Below are 15,140 nucleotides of genomic sequence, written 5' to 3' on the forward strand. Positions count from 1 at the left end.
TACCAACCGGAAAATCCCCAGCACGAGAATGGCACCGACGACGGCCACCAGGAAACTGTGCAGATTAAACCCGCTGATATCTCCCCCGATACCAAACATGGTTGCCAGCCATCCGCCAACCACAGCCCCGACAATGCCGAGAATACAGGTCAGAATAAATCCTCCGCCATCGCGCCCCGGCATGAGCAGTTTAGCGATAACACCCGCAATCAGACCAAAAATAATCCAGGCAATAATTCCCATTTTCAGGCCCTCTTTCCAATGAACGCACGCGCAAGCCATTCCTGCGCCAGTACGTTAAGTATAGGCAAGCCGTCGCCCGGCGTTTTTCTACAGCTTGCGTTCAGCGGACTTAATAAAAAATTTCATCCATTTGTATTAAGTTCTGTCGCGCGATGCCGATAATCCAACGACAAACCAGGCATCCAGGAGTCATTAGGTGTGAGCAACTACCATGAGCAGTTCCTGAAGCAAAATCCATTGGCGGTGTTAGGCGTTCTCCGCGACTTAAATTCACAGCAGATCCCCCTGCGAATCTCCTGGTCAGGAGGGCAATTCATCAGCAAAATTCTCGCGGTGAGCCCGGATGAATTAGTTATGGATTTTGGCAGCCAGGAATATGAAAACCAGGCCGTTCAGCGGGCAAACCACGTCTCTGTCATCGCTGAAACGCAGGGCGCCAAGGTCGAGTTCACCCTGCCTCAGCTCAAAAAAGGGGAATTTCAACGGTTGCCGGCATTTATCTCGTCGCTGCCGCCCGCGCTGTGGTTTGTCCAGCGCCGGGAATATTTCCGTATTGGTGCCCCATTGCATCCGCCCTATCACTGCACGGCAAAAATGCCGGACAACAGCATTTTACGTTTTCGGTTGTTCGATTTATCGCTCGGCGGGATGGGCGCGCTGTTAGAAGAGGCAAAACCAGAAGGACTGGTGGAGGGCATGCGCTTTTCGCAGGTTGAAATCAACATGGAACAATGGGGAGTGTACCACGTTGACGCCCAGCTTATTTCCATCAGCGAGCGCAAAGTTATCGACGGGAAAAATGAAACCATCACTACTCCCCGCCTGAGCTTCCGTTTTCTCAACGTCAGCCCGGCGGTGGAGCGGAACTTACAGCGGATTATTTTTTCACTCGAACGTGAGGCCCGGGAAAAATCCAACAAGGTACGCGAGTAACCTCACGCGAACTACATCACATCCAGCGCTTGCTGAAGCTTCCAGATATAACGCGGAGCCTGCGGCGCCGGATGATTATCAGCCACATGCTCAATAAATTCATCCGGACTGAGATCGTTGATTTTGTTGATGGCTTTTTTCCTGTCGGAGGAGAATGTCCGCAGCAACGCCCCCGCACCGTTGGCATATGACACCACCAGCGCATATTGCATCACCTGTGGGTCTTCGATGCCGGCCAATGGTCCGGTTTCGAGAATATTCAGGTACGCGGCACCCATTGAGATGTTGCGCTCAGGGTTTTTCAGCTCACTGGTTGACGGCTCGCCACTCCAGCCCATCCGACGGTAGACATCCCGTCCGGAGGTAGAGGCTTTGAGCTGCATCAGCCCAACGGCGTTAGATTTACTGACCGCATTCGGATTTCCGCCTGATTCAATGGCGATGATGGCCGTAATCAATTGTGGGCTTACCCCCCAGGCCGCGCCGGCTTTTTCACTGATCGGCATCCATTGCATTGCGCGTTTAACCGGAACTTCAGCATTCCATGGCGGATTTTTGTAATCCTGTTTTGAACTACAGCCCGCAAGTAATACAACCAAAAAAGCAAACCATCTCAATTTCACGTCATCTATCCTTATAGCCGGAACCTGTCGCTGAGGTGACAACGACATACCTACGCGGCATGATATACATTTGGTTTTAGTTGTAGCAAGGAAATGCCATGTCCCGGTTTCACTTAATTGCCCCCTCGGGCTACTGTATCAACCAGCAAGCGGCATTGCGCGGGCTTTCGCGCCTTACTGAGGCCGGTCATCAGGTCACAAACTCGGCGGTTATTGCACGTCGCTACCAGCGTTTTGCCGGGACGGAAACCGAACGGTTAGCGGATGTGAATGCATTGGTTGAGCTGAAAACGCCCGATACCATTGTACTGGCGGTGCGCGGCGGCTATGGCGCCAGCCGTTTACTGGATGCTATTGACTGGCAGGCACTGACCGCCCGCCAGCAACACGACCCACTGCTCATTTGCGGACACAGCGACTTTACGGCAATCCAGTGCGGCCTACTGGCACAAGGCAACGTCATTACCTTCAGCGGCCCGATGTTAGCGGCCAATTTTGGTGCCGAAGAAATGAACGCGTTTACCGAACACCATTTCTGGCAGGCATTACGCAATGCGCAATTTACTATCGACTGGCAAGGTGATGGTCCGGACTGCGCCACCGAAGGCACGCTGTGGGGCGGTAATCTGGCGATGCTCATTTCGCTGATTGGCACCCCGTATATGCCCGCCATTGATAACGGTATTCTGGTGCTGGAAGACATTAATGAGCATCCGTTCCGCGTCGAGCGCATGCTGTTGCAGCTGTACCACGCGGGCATTTTAGCCCGTCAGAACGCCATTATTCTCGGCAGTTTTAGCGGCAGCGCACCAAACGATTACGACGCTGGCTACAATCTGGAGGAAGTCTGCACATTTCTGCGTGCCAGACTGTCGGTACCGTTGATTAGCGGTCTCGATTTTGGTCACGAACAGCGCACCGTCACGCTCCCGCTCGGGGCAAAAGCGGTGCTGCGAAACGTGAAAAATAGCAGCCAGCTCACCTTAACCGGGCATCCGGTGCTGAAATCGTAAAAAAAGCTGCTAACAGGGCTAAGTAAAACGCTGTTTCTGCCGCTAATATGTTAGGGTTTGTTAATACGAAACAGCGTAATTCAGGAGTAACCGAACGTTGGATGCCGCAGCAATTATTAGCCTTTTTATTTTGGGTTCCGTTCTCGTCACCTGCAGTATCTTACTCAGTTCATTCTCATCACGTCTTGGTATCCCGATCCTGGTGATATTTCTCGCGATCGGTATGTTAGCGGGCGTAGATGGCATTGGCGGTATTCCTTTTGATAACTACCCTTTCGCCTACATGGTGAGTAACCTGGCGCTGGCGGTTATCCTGCTTGATGGCGGGATGCGTACCCAGGCCAGTTCCTTTCGCGTAGCGCTCGGTCCGGCATTATCACTGGCGACCGTGGGCGTGCTGATCACCTCCGGCTTAACCGGCATGATGGCCGCGTGGCTGTTTCATCTGGATCTCATCGAGGGTTTATTGATTGGCGCGATTGTTGGCTCAACCGACGCCGCGGCGGTATTTTCCCTGCTCGGTGGGAAGGGTCTGAACGAACGTGTCGGCTCGACGCTGGAAATAGAATCGGGCAGCAATGACCCGATGGCGGTGTTTCTGACCATCACGCTAATTGAAATGATCCAAAACCACGAGACCGGCTTAAGCTGGATGTTCGCGGTGCATATTATTCAACAGTTCGGTCTGGGTATTGCGCTGGGTCTGGGTGGCGGTTATCTGCTCCAGCAAATGATTAACCGGATTTCGCTGCCTGCCGGATTGTATCCACTGCTGGCGTTAAGCGGCGGGATCCTGATTTTTGCCCTCACCACCGCGCTGGAAGGCAGCGGTATTCTGGCGGTCTACCTGTGTGGCTTCCTGTTGGGTAATCGCCCCATTCGCAACCGGTTCGGTATTCTACAAAACTTTGACGGCCTGGCCTGGCTGGCGCAAATCGCCATGTTCCTGGTACTGGGTCTGCTAGTGACGCCGTCCGACCTGCTGCCCATTGCCATTCCGGCGCTGATTTTGTCTGCCTGGATGATTTTCGTTGCCCGCCCGCTGTCGGTGTTCGCCGGGCTGCTGCCGTTCCGGGGTTTTAATCTGCGTGAGCGCATTTTCATCAGTTGGGTCGGCTTGCGCGGTGCGGTGCCGATCATCCTCGCCGTCTTCCCGATGATGGCCGGGCTGGATAATGCCCGTCTGTTCTTTAACGTCGCGTTCTTCGTCGTCCTGATTTCGCTGTTGTTTCAGGGGACATCGCTCTCGTGGGCGGCCAAAAAAGCCAAAGTGGTGGTTCCACCGGTCGGCTGGCCCGTTTCGCGCATTGGTCTGGATATTCATCCTGACAATCCCTGGGAGCAGTTTGTTTATCAACTGAGTGCCGATAAATGGTGTGTGGGGGCCGCACTACGCGACCTGCATATGCCAGACGAGACGCGAATTGCCGCGCTGTTTCGTGACAACGTGCTGTTTCATCCGTCGGGCAGCACCCGCCTGCGCGAAGGTGACGTGCTGTGCGTTATTGGTCGCGAGCGCGATCTTCCCGCATTAGGCAAGCTGTTCAGCCAGTCGCCGCCGGTCGCGTTAGACCAGCGTTTCTTTGGTGACTTTATTCTCGAAGCCAGCGCCAAATACGCCGACGTGGCGCTGATTTACGGGCTGGAAGATGGCACTGAATATCGCGATAAGCAGCAGACACTGGGTGAGATCGTCCAGCAATTGTTAGGCGCCGCACCGGTGGTCGGCGACCAGGTCGAATTTGCCGGGATGATCTGGACTGTGGCCGAGAAAGAAGATAATTCGGTGCTGAAAGTCGGCGTTCGCGTGGCAGAAGATGAGGATGAATAATAGTGATGTTTTTGCCGGGTAGCGGCTGCGCCTTACCCGGCTTACAAATGTACAGCTATTGTAGGCCTGATAAGCGCAGCGCCATCAGGCAACTTTACAAAAGTTACACCGTCACAACCGGTACGCGCAGCGCCAGCGAGCACATCAATTCGTACCCCACCGTACCGGCCGCGGTAGCCACATCGTCGATTTTGATCTCTTTGCCCCACAGCTCTACCGGCGTACCAATGCCTGCCTGAGGACATGGCGTCAGATCCACTGCCAGCATATCCATCGACACCGTGCCGACCGTCCCGGTACGGACACCGTCCACCAGCACCGGCGTGCCGCTCGGTGCATGCCGCGGATATCCATCGGCATAGCCGGTCGCCACAATCCCGATACGTTGTTCACCGCGTGCGGTGTAACGCCCACCGTAGCCGACCCTGTCACCGGCCTTCAGCGTTTGCACCCCGATGACCTCGCTGTTCAGGCTCATTACCGGTTTGAGACCGGTGTTGGCGATGTCCCGCCATTGCCCTGACGGAGAGGCGCCGTACAAAATAATACCCGGTCGTACCCAGTCGAAATGGGCTTCCGGGTGCCACAGCGTGGCGGCGGAGTTTGACAGCGAACGTCGGCATTCAAGCCCTTCCGTCGCCTGTGCAATACGCGCCATCGCGTCCTGAATACCGTCCGGATGTTCGGCATCAGCAAAGTGCGACATCAGCGTCATTTCACCCACATTCGGCATCGCCCGCAGCTGTTGCCAGACGGTTGCCACCCGCTCAGGCAAAAAGCCCAGACGGTTCATGCCGCTGTTAACCTTCAGGTATACATCCAGCGGAGCGTTCAGTCGGGCATTTTGTAACGCTTTGAGCTGCCAGTTGCTGTGTACACAGGTGGTTAAACGATATTGGTCATACACCGTCAGATCGTCGGCGTGGAAAAAACCTTCCAGCATTAAGATCGGGCCTTTCCAGCCACGCTCGCGCAGCGTTATCGCTTCTTCCAGATTCAGCATGGCGAAACCGTCGGTGGTCCCCAGCGCATTCCAGACGCGCTCAATGCCATGTCCATAAGCATTGGCTTTTACCACCGACCAGACGCGGGCGTCCGGTGCGGCCTGCCGTGCAATGCCTAAATTTTGTTTCAACGCCTGCAGGTCAATGCTGGCCAGTATTGGGCGGGTCATCTCGCGTCCTTCTCAGCTATGTGCGCCGTGTAAATGTCGTGGACGTGACGGCGAAAATCCTGGGCTGTAACGCGCCACGCTCAGGTCATCGTAAGGGATGGCGGGCGTGCGACCAGAAAGAATATCGCTCAGCAACTGTCCCGATCCACAGGCCATGGTCCAGCCCAGCGTACCGTGACCGGTGTTGAGCAGCAGGTTCTTAAAACGGGTACGCCCGACTACCGGCGTGCCGTCCGGCGTCATCGGCCGCAGCCCGGTCCAGAAGGTGGCCTGCTCCACATGCCCCCCGCGCGGGAAGAGATCGCGCACCACCATTTCCAGCGTTTCACGTCGCGGCTGTAATAATTCAGTATTGAAGCCCACGATCTCCGCCATGCCGCCCACGCGGATACGGTTATCAAAACGGGTAATGGCAATTTTGTAGGTTTCATCAAGGATAGTCGACACCGGCGCGCCGTCGTCCTCCGCGATCGGAATGGTCAGCGAATAACCTTTGAGTGGGTAAACCGGAATATCGACCATCCCTTTCAGCATAGCCGTGGAGTAAGAGCCAAACGCCATCACATAAGCATCGGCTTTGATAATTTCCTCGCCACACTGCACGCCATAAATCTGCTCGCCATCGCTCAGCAGCTTATCAACCGGTGTGTTGAAGCGGAATTTAACCCCTGCCAGCTCCGCCATTTGCGCCAGGCGTTGGGTAAACAGCTGACAGTCGCCGGTTTCGTCATTCGGTAGACGCAGCCCGCCGGTCAGCTTATGCGCCACTTCGGCCAGCGCCGGTTCCACTTCCGCGAGGCGATGGGCTTCCAGCAGTTGATATGGCACACCCGCATCTTCCAGAACGGCGATGTCGCGCGTGGCGTTCTCATACTGCTGCGCGGTACGGAATAGCTGCAGCGTCCCGCCCTGACGACCTTCATATTCAATGCCGGTAGTGACTCGCAGCGCCTTCAGGCAATCACGGCTATATTCCGCCAGACGCACCATACGACCTTTGTTTTCCATGTAATGACTGGTGTCACAGTTGCGTAGCATCTGCCACATCCATTTCAGTTGGAACTGCGTGCCGTCAAGGCGAACGGCCAACGGCGCATGGCGTTGAAACATCCATTTAATCGCTTTTAGCGGTACGCCGGGTGCCGCCCACGGTGCTGCATAGCCTGGAGAGATTTGCCCCGCATTCGCCGCACTGGTTTCCAGCGCCGGACCGGGCTCACGATCAATGACGGTGACATCGTGTCCAGCCTGACTTAAATACCAGGCGCTGGTCACGCCAACGACACCACTTCCCAGTATGACAACTCGCATAGCCACTCCGTTAACAGTAAAAGAATAATCATCTAATTACATCTTGATAACTCAGTTGAAAATATTATTCAACATATGGCTTTTTTATGGTGATGTATCTCACACATAGCGGTAACGACAGGGATGTCTCTGCTTTAGGATCTCCTGCTGTGCGTCATTTTTATCCAGCATAAAATTTCGTGAACATCCTGTTTTTCGATGTTGGATTAACGTGATATCGCAAAGAAAAATTTTCTGCCGCAGCACGTTTTTTAACACCGTGTTCTATGCTTGAAATGAGGTACTCCAGACAGAGAGTGCCGCCAACAATGAGGGTGCGCGAATGGCTACGATTGATTCCATGAACAAGGACACCACACGGTTGAGCGATGGACCCGACTGGACGTTTGATCTGCTGGATGTCTATCTGGCGGAAATAGACCGCGTGGCAAAACTCTACCGACTGGAGACCTATCCGCACCAAATCGAGGTCATTACCTCCGAGCAGATGATGGACGCCTACTCCAGCGTCGGGATGCCGATTAACTATACCCACTGGTCGTTTGGTAAAAAATTTATTGAAACCGAACGTCTGTATAAGCACGGTCAGCAAGGGCTGGCTTATGAGATTGTCATCAACTCCAACCCGTGTATCGCGTATCTGATGGAGGAGAACACCATCACCATGCAGGCGCTGGTGATGGCACACGCCTGCTATGGGCATAACTCCTTCTTCAAGAACAACTACCTTTTCCGTAGCTGGACGGATGCCAGCTCCATTGTTGATTATCTGATTTTTGCCCGAAACTACATTACCCAGTGTGAAGAGCGCTACGGCGTCGACGAAGTCGAAAAACTGCTCGATTCCTGCCATGCACTGATGAACTACGGTGTCGATCGCTATAAACGCCCGCAAAAAATTTCATTGCAGGAAGAGAAAGCGCGGCAAAAAAGCCGCGAAGAATATCTGCAAAGTCAGGTAAATATGCTGTGGCGTACCTTGCCGAAAAAAGAGGAAGAGAAAACCGTGTTTGAAGCGCGGCGTTATCCTTCTGAACCCCAGGAAAACCTGCTGTACTTTATGGAAAAAAATGCCCCGCTGCTGGAGTCCTGGCAGCGTGAAGTGCTGCGTATCGTGCGCAAAGTGAGCCAGTATTTTTATCCGCAGAAACAGACCCAGGTGATGAACGAAGGCTGGGCGACGTTCTGGCATTACACCATCCTTAACCACCTGTACGATGAAGGCAAAGTGACCGAGCGGTTTATGCTGGAGTTTCTACACAGCCATACCAATGTGGTGTTCCAGCCGCCGTACAACAGCCCGTGGTATAGCGGGATAAACCCTTATGCGCTCGGATTCGCCATGTTCCAGGACATCAAACGTATTTGTCAGTCTCCGACCGAGGAAGATAAATACTGGTTCCCGGATATCGCCGGTTCTGACTGGCTGGAAACCCTGCACTTCGCGATGCGTGATTTTAAAGATGAGAGCTTTATCAGCCAGTTCCTGTCACCGAAGGTGATGCGTGATTTCCGCCTGTTCACCGTGTTGGACGATGACAGACATAATTATCTGGAAATCTCAGCAATTCATAACGAAGAGGGATACCGTGAAATTCGTAACCGGCTGTCGTCGCAGTATAACCTGAGCAACCTGGAGCCAAACATTCAGGTATGGAATGTCGATTTGCGCGGCGATCGCTCTCTCACACTGCGTTATATCCCGCATAATCGCGCCCCGCTGGATAAGGGCCGCAAAGAGGTGCTGAAGCACGTCCATCGGTTATGGGGTTTTGACGTAACGCTGGAGCAACAAAATGAGGATGGCAGCGTGGAACTGCTGGAACGTTGCCCGCCGAGAATGAACGGTCTGTGAATCTTATTGCCGGATGGCGACGCGAAAGCGTCTTATCCGGCCTACACTAGACATCCACGTAGGCCGGATAAGGTGTTCACACCACCATCCGGCATTGAGCGATTAACGGCCCTGAATGGCTAAATCGCCGGGCAGGTTTTTCTGCATGCGATGCCAAATCTCGCCGCTGTCGTGACCGTAACTGCGCACCGTCTCATACACCTGGTCATGGGAGCCCTGCTCGCAGAGCAATGACAGCTTACGGTAGAAGCTCAGTGCCAGACCGCGGGCTTCCGGATTGGCGAAATAATGACGACCAATACGGGTATACAATCCCTTCATGCCGTTGAGGATCAGGCCGTAAATCGGATTGCCGGACGCGAATGCCAGGCCGCGGAAAATGTTGTAGTCCAGGTCAGCAAAAGCGTCAGCGTGGTCGGCTACCTGATTTGCCGTCGCCAGCACTTCCTGCGCTTTGTCCGGATGTTGGCGGAATGCGGTGCGAATGAAGATTGTTGATATGTTAGTACGCACCGACAGCAGATTATCAATGAGCTGCGGAACGCTCTCGTGATCGAGGCGCGCCAGCGTTTCAAGAATATTCAGTCCTGACGTTTCCCAGAAATTATTCACTTTCGTCGGTTTGCCGTGCTGAATGGTCAACCAGCCGTCCCGCGCCAGGCGCTGTAACACTTCGCGTAGCGTGGTGCGTGTTACTCCGATAAGTTCAGAGAGTTCACGTTCAGCGGGCAAAATAGTGCCTGGGGGGAAGCGGTTATTCCAGATACTTTCAATGATGTACTCTTCCGCGAACCCCGCTGGGCTTTGCGCCTTAATGACCATAGTAATAATTCCATTACACAGCAAAACATAGTTACACACATCATACCAGACGGGTCTGATAGCTGATAGCTGAGGCAATGAAGAAAAAGTGGATCAAGGCTTCATTTTCCAGATAACGCTGGGGCGCAATTGGCGCGACGAAGCACGTGAAGAGCTTGCCTGCGTTCCCTCCTCCCGCTAAGCTTTGCCGTCAAACATAAAAACATGATTTCATTTTTACAGGTAAGGGAAACTGCCATGGAGCTATCCTGGGGTCGCGCGCTGTGGCGCAACTTTTTAGGCCAGTCGCCGGACTGGTACAAACTCGCATTATTATCCTTCTTAATCGTTAACCCGATTATTTTCTTCATCAACCCGTTCGTTGCCGGGTGGCTGCTGGTGGCTGAGTTCATCTTTACGCTGGCAATGGCGCTCAAGTGTTATCCGCTACTGCCGGGTGGCCTGCTGGCGATTGAAGCCGTCGTCATTGGCATGACCAGCGCCACGCACGTGCGTGAAGAGATTGCCGCCAATCTTGAGGTGTTATTGCTGCTGATGTTTATGGTGGCGGGCATCTACTTTATGAAGCAGTTACTGCTGTTTATTTTTACCCGATTGCTGCTGAGCATTCGCTCTAAAATGCTGCTGTCGCTGTCCTTCTGCGTAGCCGCCGCCTTCCTGTCCGCGTTCCTCGATGCATTGACCGTGGTCGCCGTCGTGATAAGCGTGGCGGTCGGTTTTTATGGCATTTACCACCGCATCGCCTCTTCCCGAGGGGAAGATAATATGCTCGATGACAGCCATATTGATCAGCACAATAAAGCCGTGCTTGAGCAGTTCCGCGGTTTTCTGCGCAGCCTGATGATGCATGCCGGCGTCGGCACGGCGTTAGGCGGCGTGATGACCATGGTTGGTGAACCGCAAAACCTGATTATCGCCAAAGCGGCGGGCTGGCATTTCGGGGATTTCTTCCTGCGGATGTCCCCGGTCACCGTCCCGGTGCTGATCTGCGGGCTGCTAACCTGCATGCTGGTCGAGAAATTACGTTGGTTTGGCTATGGTGAAACATTGCCTGAAAAGGTACGTGACGTTCTGCAGCAATATGACGATCAAAGCCGCCAGCAGCGTACCCGCCAGGACAAGATCAAACTGATTGTCCAGGCGATTATCGGCGTCTGGCTGGTTATCGCCCTGGCCCTGCATCTGGCCGAAGTTGGACTGATAGGCCTGTCGGTTATCATCCTGGCGACGTCCTTAACGGGGGTCACTGATGAACATGCTATCGGCAAGGCGTTCACCGAGTCACTGCCGTTCACCGCGCTGCTGACCGTGTTCTTCTCAATTGTGGCCGTAATTATCGATCAGCAACTGTTCGCTCCGATTATTCATTTTGTTTTACAGGCTTCAGAGCATGCCCAGCTCACTCTGTTCTACCTCTTTAACGGTCTGCTTTCTTCTATCTCCGATAACGTCTTTGTAGGCACGATTTACATTAACGAAGCCAAAGCGGCGATGGAACACGGGACCATCAGCCTGAACCAGTTCGAACTGTTAGCCGTGGCGATTAATACCGGGACTAACCTGCCTTCCGTTGCAACTCCGAATGGCCAGGCCGCATTCCTGTTCCTGCTGACTTCCGCACTGGCACCGTTGATTCGCCTCTCCTATGGCCGCATGGTATGGATGGCGCTGCCGTATACCCTCGTACTGACGCTGGTCGGTCTTTTGTGCGTGGAATTCACCCTCGTCCCGGTGACCGAGTGGATGACGCAAATAGGCTGGTTAGCTACACTTTCATAACAACTTACCGGGCAAATCACTGCCCGGTTTGACTTTTTGCATGATAATTATCCGATTACACAATATTTCAATAGCTGCTAGTGGCGCATAAATTGAATTGGTTTAAACTGCGCTCTCTACGCATGTTGCAGGGAATTTATTATGTTGCGATTTTTAAACCAGTGCTCCCGCGGTCGCGGAGCATGGTTATTGTTGGCGCTAACCGCCCTGGCGCTGGAACTCGTTGCGCTGTGGTTCCAGCACGTGATGCTGCTTAAACCTTGCGTGTTGTGTATTTACGAACGTAGTGCGTTATTCGGCGTAATGGGTGCCGGGCTGGTGGGTGCTATCGCGCCAAAAACGCCGCTGCGTTATGTAGCGATGGTTATCTGGATTTACAGCGCCTGGCGCGGTCTGCAGTTAGCGTATGAGCACACCATGATCCAGCTTTACCCGTCTCCGTTCATGACCTGTGATTTTGCGGCGCGCTTTCCAAGCTGGTTACCGCTGGACAAATGGCTGCCTCAGGTTTTCCTGGCATCCGGCGACTGCGCCGAGCGTCAGTGGTCTTTTTTAACCCTTGAAATGCCACAGTGGCTATTAGGGATCTTTGCTGCGTACCTGGTGGTCGCCGTGCTGGTGGTCATTGCCCAACCGTTTAAACCGAAAAAACGCGACCTCTTCGGTCGCTAACAGAGACGCTCCTTCGGGAGCGTTTTTTTTTGCCATAATGTCATTGCTTGATGGCATCTATAAGATGTATATTAAATACATCTTATAGATGCCACACCAAGGAGATGTCCCATGTCCCATTTACGCATCCCGGCAAACTGGAAAGTTAAACGCTCTACTCCCTTTTTCACAAAAGATACTGTCCCAGCCGCACTGCTTTCCCACCATAACACCGCAGCAGGCGTCTTTGGACAGCTTTGCGTGATGGAAGGTACGGTGACGTATTACGGCTTTGCGAATGAAGAAGCGAAAGAACCTGAAGTGAAAGTGGTGATAAATGCCGGTCAGTTTGCGACCAGCCCACCGCAGTACTGGCATCGTGTTGAATTAAGCGACGACGCGCAGTTCAACATTAATTTCTGGGTTGAAGATGACAACCACTCAGATGAGATGTATCAGGCGAAAAAATCTTAATCTTTAGCGCCTGTTAACCGATGGGCGGCTCAGTCCGCCCATGAAGGTTTGTTCAAAATGTGATCCTGCCAGTCGTGTACTTCTGATTCTTTCACCGCAATATGACGGACTGAAATACGCTCACCGTGCATCGCGGCTTTCGAGCCAGTCAGTAGCGGGTGCCAATCCGGCAGCCCTTTCCCTTCCGCAAGCAGACGATACGCGCAGGTCATCGGTAGCCATTCAAAAGTTGGCAAATTGTCACGCGTCAGCTTGATGCAATCAGGCTCGTATTCGAAACGACGTTCGTAGTTACGGCACTGGCAGGTTTTGATATTGAGCTGCTTACAGGCGACGTTGGTAAAATAGATTTCGTCGGTATCTTCATCCATCAGCTTATGCAGGCAGCATTGACCACATCCGTCGCATAATGACTCCCACTCGGCATCGGTCATTTCATCCAGGGTTTTGCTTTGCCAGAAAGGTATGTCGCTCATCAGGGTATCCGCTATTGCAATAAAGCTGCACCTTATAACCAGTCTGGCACGTTGATGCAAGTTTTGCCGCCCGAAAAGGCGGCAAGAAGAGATTACAGTACTCTCGTCGTCAGCGTTTGACCGTGAAAACCGATCGCCAGCTCATCACCACTGTGTAACGGCCCTACGCCTTCTGGCGTTCCTGTCAATACCACATCCCCCGCTTTGAGGGTGAAGAAACGACTCATGTAGGCAATCAACGGAATAATGTGATGGATCATGTCCGCCGTAGAACCGTGCTGACGTGTTTCACCGTTTACCGTCAGACTGAGCAGCGTATTTTGCGGATCGCCGTTAAACTCCGATACCGGAATGAAGCCCGACAGCGGACAGGAATTATCAAATCCCTTCGCTTTTTCCCACGGCTGCCCCGCTTTCTTCATTTTGCCCTGAATATCGCGCAGGGTCAGATCCAGCGCCACGCCATAACCGGCAATGGCTTTACGCACATGATCTTCCGTTGCCTGGCGCAGGGTCGCGCCAATCAGCACCGCCAGCTCAACTTCGTGGTGCACCGCCCCCATATCCGCCGGGATAACCAGCGGTTGGCGCAGGTCGCACAATGCCGTTTCCGGTTTGATAAACAGCACGGGTTCATCTGGCGTTGCGCTGCCCATCTCCTTAATGTGCTTTGCGTAATTACTGCCCACGCAAACCACTTTACTCACTGGGTAATCCAGCAGAGCACCATGCCAGTTGTGATGTTGATACATGACTTTCCCCTAACGTCGTCTTCGATTTCAGGAACTGCATCGACGGGACATGCGGCTGCCGGATACAGTTTAACCTTTAGCGTCTGGTATATTTTGTTTTGCCACAGACAGATGCTGTTTGAGTAAATCTTCTGGCGGTGGCGGGATTTGTAAATAATAGCCCTGCTCGGTTAACGCCTGTTTTACTTTTTCAAGGTCAGCGTTCACCAGTTTCTTGCGACCATCAAGTGGTAAAATCATTGCCAGTTTCGGCTGACCAAAACCTTTCATCAGTTCTTCAGGAACGCGAGAGAAATCGTCTTTTTTTTCGACATATAAATAGGTCTGGTCACGTTTGCTGCTTCGGTAGATCACACAAAACATATCTTTTACTCTGAATTCACGGAATGGTGGCTTGCCTCAATATAATACTGACTATAACATGCCTTATAGTCTTCGGAATATCACCCCGCGCTGGGGATGATAAATAGCAAATTGAGTAAGGCCAGGATGTCAAACACGCCAATCGAGCTTAAAGGCAGTAGCTTCACCTTATCTGTGGTTCACTTGCACGAGTCAGAACCCGAGGTTATTCGTCAGGCGTTGGAAGACAAAATCGCGCAGGCTCCTGCTTTTTTAAAACATGCTCCCGTGGTGATCAACGTCAGTGGCCTTGAAAGCCCGGTAAACTGGCCAACGCTGCAGAAAGTTGTCGCATCTACCGGTCTGCGCATTATCGGCGTTAGCGGCTGCAAAGATGCCAGACTCAAAGCAGAGATCGACGAAATGGGCCTGCCTTTACTGACTGAAGGTAAAGAAAAAGCGCTGCGCCCTGCCCCCATTGCTGAACCCGCACCTGCCGCGCCGGTACAAAACGTTACTCCCATCACAAAAACACGATTAATAAATGTCCCGGTTCGTTCCGGTCAGCGCATTTATGCACCACAATGTGATCTGATTGTTACAAACCACGTCAGCGCGGGCGCAGAACTCATCGCTGACGGCAATATTCACGTTTATGGCATGATGAGAGGCCGTGCACTGGCGGGTGCAAGCGGCGATCGAGAAGCACAGATTTTTTGTACCCACCTGACGGCAGAACTGGTGTCTATCGCAGGTGTTTATTGGCTGAGTGATAAAATCCCAGCAGAATTTTATGGCAAAGCGGCGCGTCTGCAATTAGCAGAGAACGCTTTGACAGTTCAACCGTTGAATTGATCCCTT

At 53.0% G+C, this 15,140-nt stretch carries 16 protein-coding genes; 8 read left to right on the forward strand and 8 right to left on the reverse strand.

The annotated features are described in order from the left end of the window. Positions 1 to 243 (reverse strand): GlsB/YeaQ/YmgE family stress response membrane protein (locus FDX01_RS14195; RefSeq protein ID WP_137400030.1); only part of this gene is annotated, 243 nt, incomplete at its 3' end. Between the two features lie 198 nt (positions 244 to 441). Between FDX01_RS14195 and FDX01_RS14200 the strand changes: the two genes are divergently transcribed. After that, a complete protein-coding gene (locus tag FDX01_RS14200; protein ID WP_115258258.1) occupies positions 442 to 1,176 on the forward strand; it encodes a flagellar brake protein in 735 nt (244 codons plus the stop codon). Positions 1,177 to 1,187: 11 nt separating this feature from the next. Here the strand turns inward: FDX01_RS14200 and emtA are convergent, their stop codons facing one another. After that, positions 1,188 to 1,799, reverse strand: coding sequence for a membrane-bound lytic murein transglycosylase EmtA (gene emtA / locus FDX01_RS14205; RefSeq protein WP_096756738.1), 612 nt, complete (start codon positions 1,797 to 1,799; stop codon positions 1,188 to 1,190). Positions 1,800 to 1,897: 98 nt separating this feature from the next. Between emtA and ldcA the strand changes: the two genes are divergently transcribed. Further along, positions 1,898 to 2,812 (forward strand): muramoyltetrapeptide carboxypeptidase, encoded by a 915-nt coding sequence (gene ldcA / locus FDX01_RS14210; protein ID WP_137362917.1) that lies wholly within the window; start codon positions 1,898 to 1,900, stop codon positions 2,810 to 2,812. Between the two features lie 97 nt (positions 2,813 to 2,909). Next, the gene (locus tag FDX01_RS14215) at positions 2,910 to 4,643 is read left to right on the forward strand and encodes a potassium/proton antiporter (RefSeq protein WP_096756736.1); all 1,734 of its coding nucleotides are present in this window, start codon (positions 2,910 to 2,912) and stop codon (positions 4,641 to 4,643) included. A gap of 103 nt (positions 4,644 to 4,746) precedes the next feature. Here the strand turns inward: FDX01_RS14215 and dadX are convergent, their stop codons facing one another. Both dadX and FDX01_RS14225 read right to left on the reverse strand, forming a co-directional pair. After that, the gene (gene dadX, locus FDX01_RS14220) at positions 4,747 to 5,817 is read right to left on the reverse strand and encodes a catabolic alanine racemase DadX (RefSeq protein ID WP_135911881.1); all 1,071 of its coding nucleotides are present in this window, start codon (positions 5,815 to 5,817) and stop codon (positions 4,747 to 4,749) included. A gap of 12 nt (positions 5,818 to 5,829) precedes the next feature. Further along, positions 5,830 to 7,128 (reverse strand): D-amino acid dehydrogenase, encoded by a 1,299-nt coding sequence (locus FDX01_RS14225; RefSeq protein ID WP_137399978.1) that lies wholly within the window; start codon positions 7,126 to 7,128, stop codon positions 5,830 to 5,832. Positions 7,129 to 7,450: 322 nt separating this feature from the next. On the opposite strand from FDX01_RS14225, the gene FDX01_RS14230 reads away from it, so the two are divergent. After that, a complete protein-coding gene (locus tag FDX01_RS14230; protein WP_096756733.1) occupies positions 7,451 to 8,983 on the forward strand; it encodes a SpoVR family protein in 1,533 nt (510 codons plus the stop codon). 102 nt (positions 8,984 to 9,085) lie between these two features. On the opposite strand, the gene fadR is transcribed toward FDX01_RS14230, so the two are convergent. Then, on the reverse strand, positions 9,086 to 9,805 hold the full coding sequence (fadR, locus tag FDX01_RS14235; protein ID WP_096756732.1) for a fatty acid metabolism transcriptional regulator FadR: 720 nt from the start codon (positions 9,803 to 9,805) through the stop codon (positions 9,086 to 9,088). 237 nt (positions 9,806 to 10,042) lie between these two features. Here fadR and nhaB point away from each other — a divergent pair, with 237 nt between their 5' ends. From nhaB to FDX01_RS14250, 3 genes are all read left to right on the forward strand, one after another. Then, positions 10,043 to 11,584, forward strand: coding sequence for a Na(+)/H(+) antiporter NhaB (nhaB, locus tag FDX01_RS14240; protein WP_137399979.1), 1,542 nt, complete (start codon positions 10,043 to 10,045; stop codon positions 11,582 to 11,584). Between the two features lie 141 nt (positions 11,585 to 11,725). Next, positions 11,726 to 12,256 carry a disulfide bond formation protein DsbB gene (gene dsbB / locus FDX01_RS14245; protein WP_137362922.1) on the forward strand — a complete coding sequence of 177 codons (531 nt, stop codon included), beginning with the start codon at positions 11,726 to 11,728 and terminating at the stop codon, positions 12,254 to 12,256. Positions 12,257 to 12,367: 111 nt separating this feature from the next. Continuing rightward, a complete protein-coding gene (locus FDX01_RS14250; protein WP_096756729.1) occupies positions 12,368 to 12,709 on the forward strand; it encodes a DUF1971 domain-containing protein in 342 nt (113 codons plus the stop codon). A gap of 29 nt (positions 12,710 to 12,738) precedes the next feature. On the opposite strand, the gene FDX01_RS14255 is transcribed toward FDX01_RS14250, so the two are convergent. The 3 genes from FDX01_RS14255 to FDX01_RS14265 all read right to left on the reverse strand — a co-directional run bounded on the left by FDX01_RS14255 (position 12,739) and on the right by FDX01_RS14265 (position 14,300). Then, positions 12,739 to 13,185, reverse strand: a complete 447-nt coding sequence (locus FDX01_RS14255) for a YcgN family cysteine cluster protein (RefSeq protein WP_196209307.1) — start codon at positions 13,183 to 13,185, stop codon at positions 12,739 to 12,741. 92 nt (positions 13,186 to 13,277) lie between these two features. Beyond that, a complete protein-coding gene (locus FDX01_RS14260; RefSeq protein ID WP_096756728.1) occupies positions 13,278 to 13,937 on the reverse strand; it encodes a fumarylacetoacetate hydrolase family protein in 660 nt (219 codons plus the stop codon). Between the two features lie 69 nt (positions 13,938 to 14,006). Then, positions 14,007 to 14,300: a YcgL domain-containing protein gene (locus FDX01_RS14265; RefSeq protein ID WP_096756727.1), complete on the reverse strand. Its 294-nt coding sequence runs from the start codon at positions 14,298 to 14,300 to the stop codon at positions 14,007 to 14,009. 126 nt (positions 14,301 to 14,426) lie between these two features. Here FDX01_RS14265 and minC point away from each other — a divergent pair, with 126 nt between their 5' ends. Beyond that, positions 14,427 to 15,134 (forward strand): septum site-determining protein MinC, encoded by a 708-nt coding sequence (gene minC, locus FDX01_RS14270; protein ID WP_096756726.1) that lies wholly within the window; start codon positions 14,427 to 14,429, stop codon positions 15,132 to 15,134. The last annotated feature ends 6 nt before the right edge of the window (positions 15,135 to 15,140 follow it).

The sequence above is a fragment of the Citrobacter sp. wls613 genome (genome assembly GCF_005281195.1).
GTDB classification, from domain to species: Bacteria; Pseudomonadota; Gammaproteobacteria; order Enterobacterales; family Enterobacteriaceae; genus Citrobacter; species Citrobacter gillenii.

Coding starts and splice junctions, on each gene's coding strand:
- FDX01_RS14225 (WP_137399978.1), bottom strand. CDS start 7,128: ATGCGAGTTGTCATACTGGGAAGTGGTGTCGTTGGCGTGACCAGCGCC.
- minC (WP_096756726.1), top strand. CDS start 14,427: ATGTCAAACACGCCAATCGAGCTTAAAGGCAGTAGCTTCACCTTATCT.
- ldcA (WP_137362917.1), top strand. CDS start 1,898: ATGTCCCGGTTTCACTTAATTGCCCCCTCGGGCTACTGTATCAACCAG.
- dsbB (WP_137362922.1), top strand. CDS start 11,726: ATGTTGCGATTTTTAAACCAGTGCTCCCGCGGTCGCGGAGCATGGTTA.
- FDX01_RS14250 (WP_096756729.1), top strand. CDS start 12,368: ATGTCCCATTTACGCATCCCGGCAAACTGGAAAGTTAAACGCTCTACT.
- FDX01_RS14260 (WP_096756728.1), bottom strand. CDS start 13,937: ATGTATCAACATCACAACTGGCATGGTGCTCTGCTGGATTACCCAGTG.
- nhaB (WP_137399979.1), top strand. CDS start 10,043: ATGGAGCTATCCTGGGGTCGCGCGCTGTGGCGCAACTTTTTAGGCCAG.
- fadR (WP_096756732.1), bottom strand. CDS start 9,805: ATGGTCATTAAGGCGCAAAGCCCAGCGGGGTTCGCGGAAGAGTACATC.
- FDX01_RS14265 (WP_096756727.1), bottom strand. CDS start 14,300: ATGTTTTGTGTGATCTACCGAAGCAGCAAACGTGACCAGACCTATTTA.
- FDX01_RS14255 (WP_196209307.1), bottom strand. CDS start 13,185: ATGAGCGACATACCTTTCTGGCAAAGCAAAACCCTGGATGAAATGACC.
- dadX (WP_135911881.1), bottom strand. CDS start 5,817: ATGACCCGCCCAATACTGGCCAGCATTGACCTGCAGGCGTTGAAACAA.
- FDX01_RS14230 (WP_096756733.1), top strand. CDS start 7,451: ATGGCTACGATTGATTCCATGAACAAGGACACCACACGGTTGAGCGAT.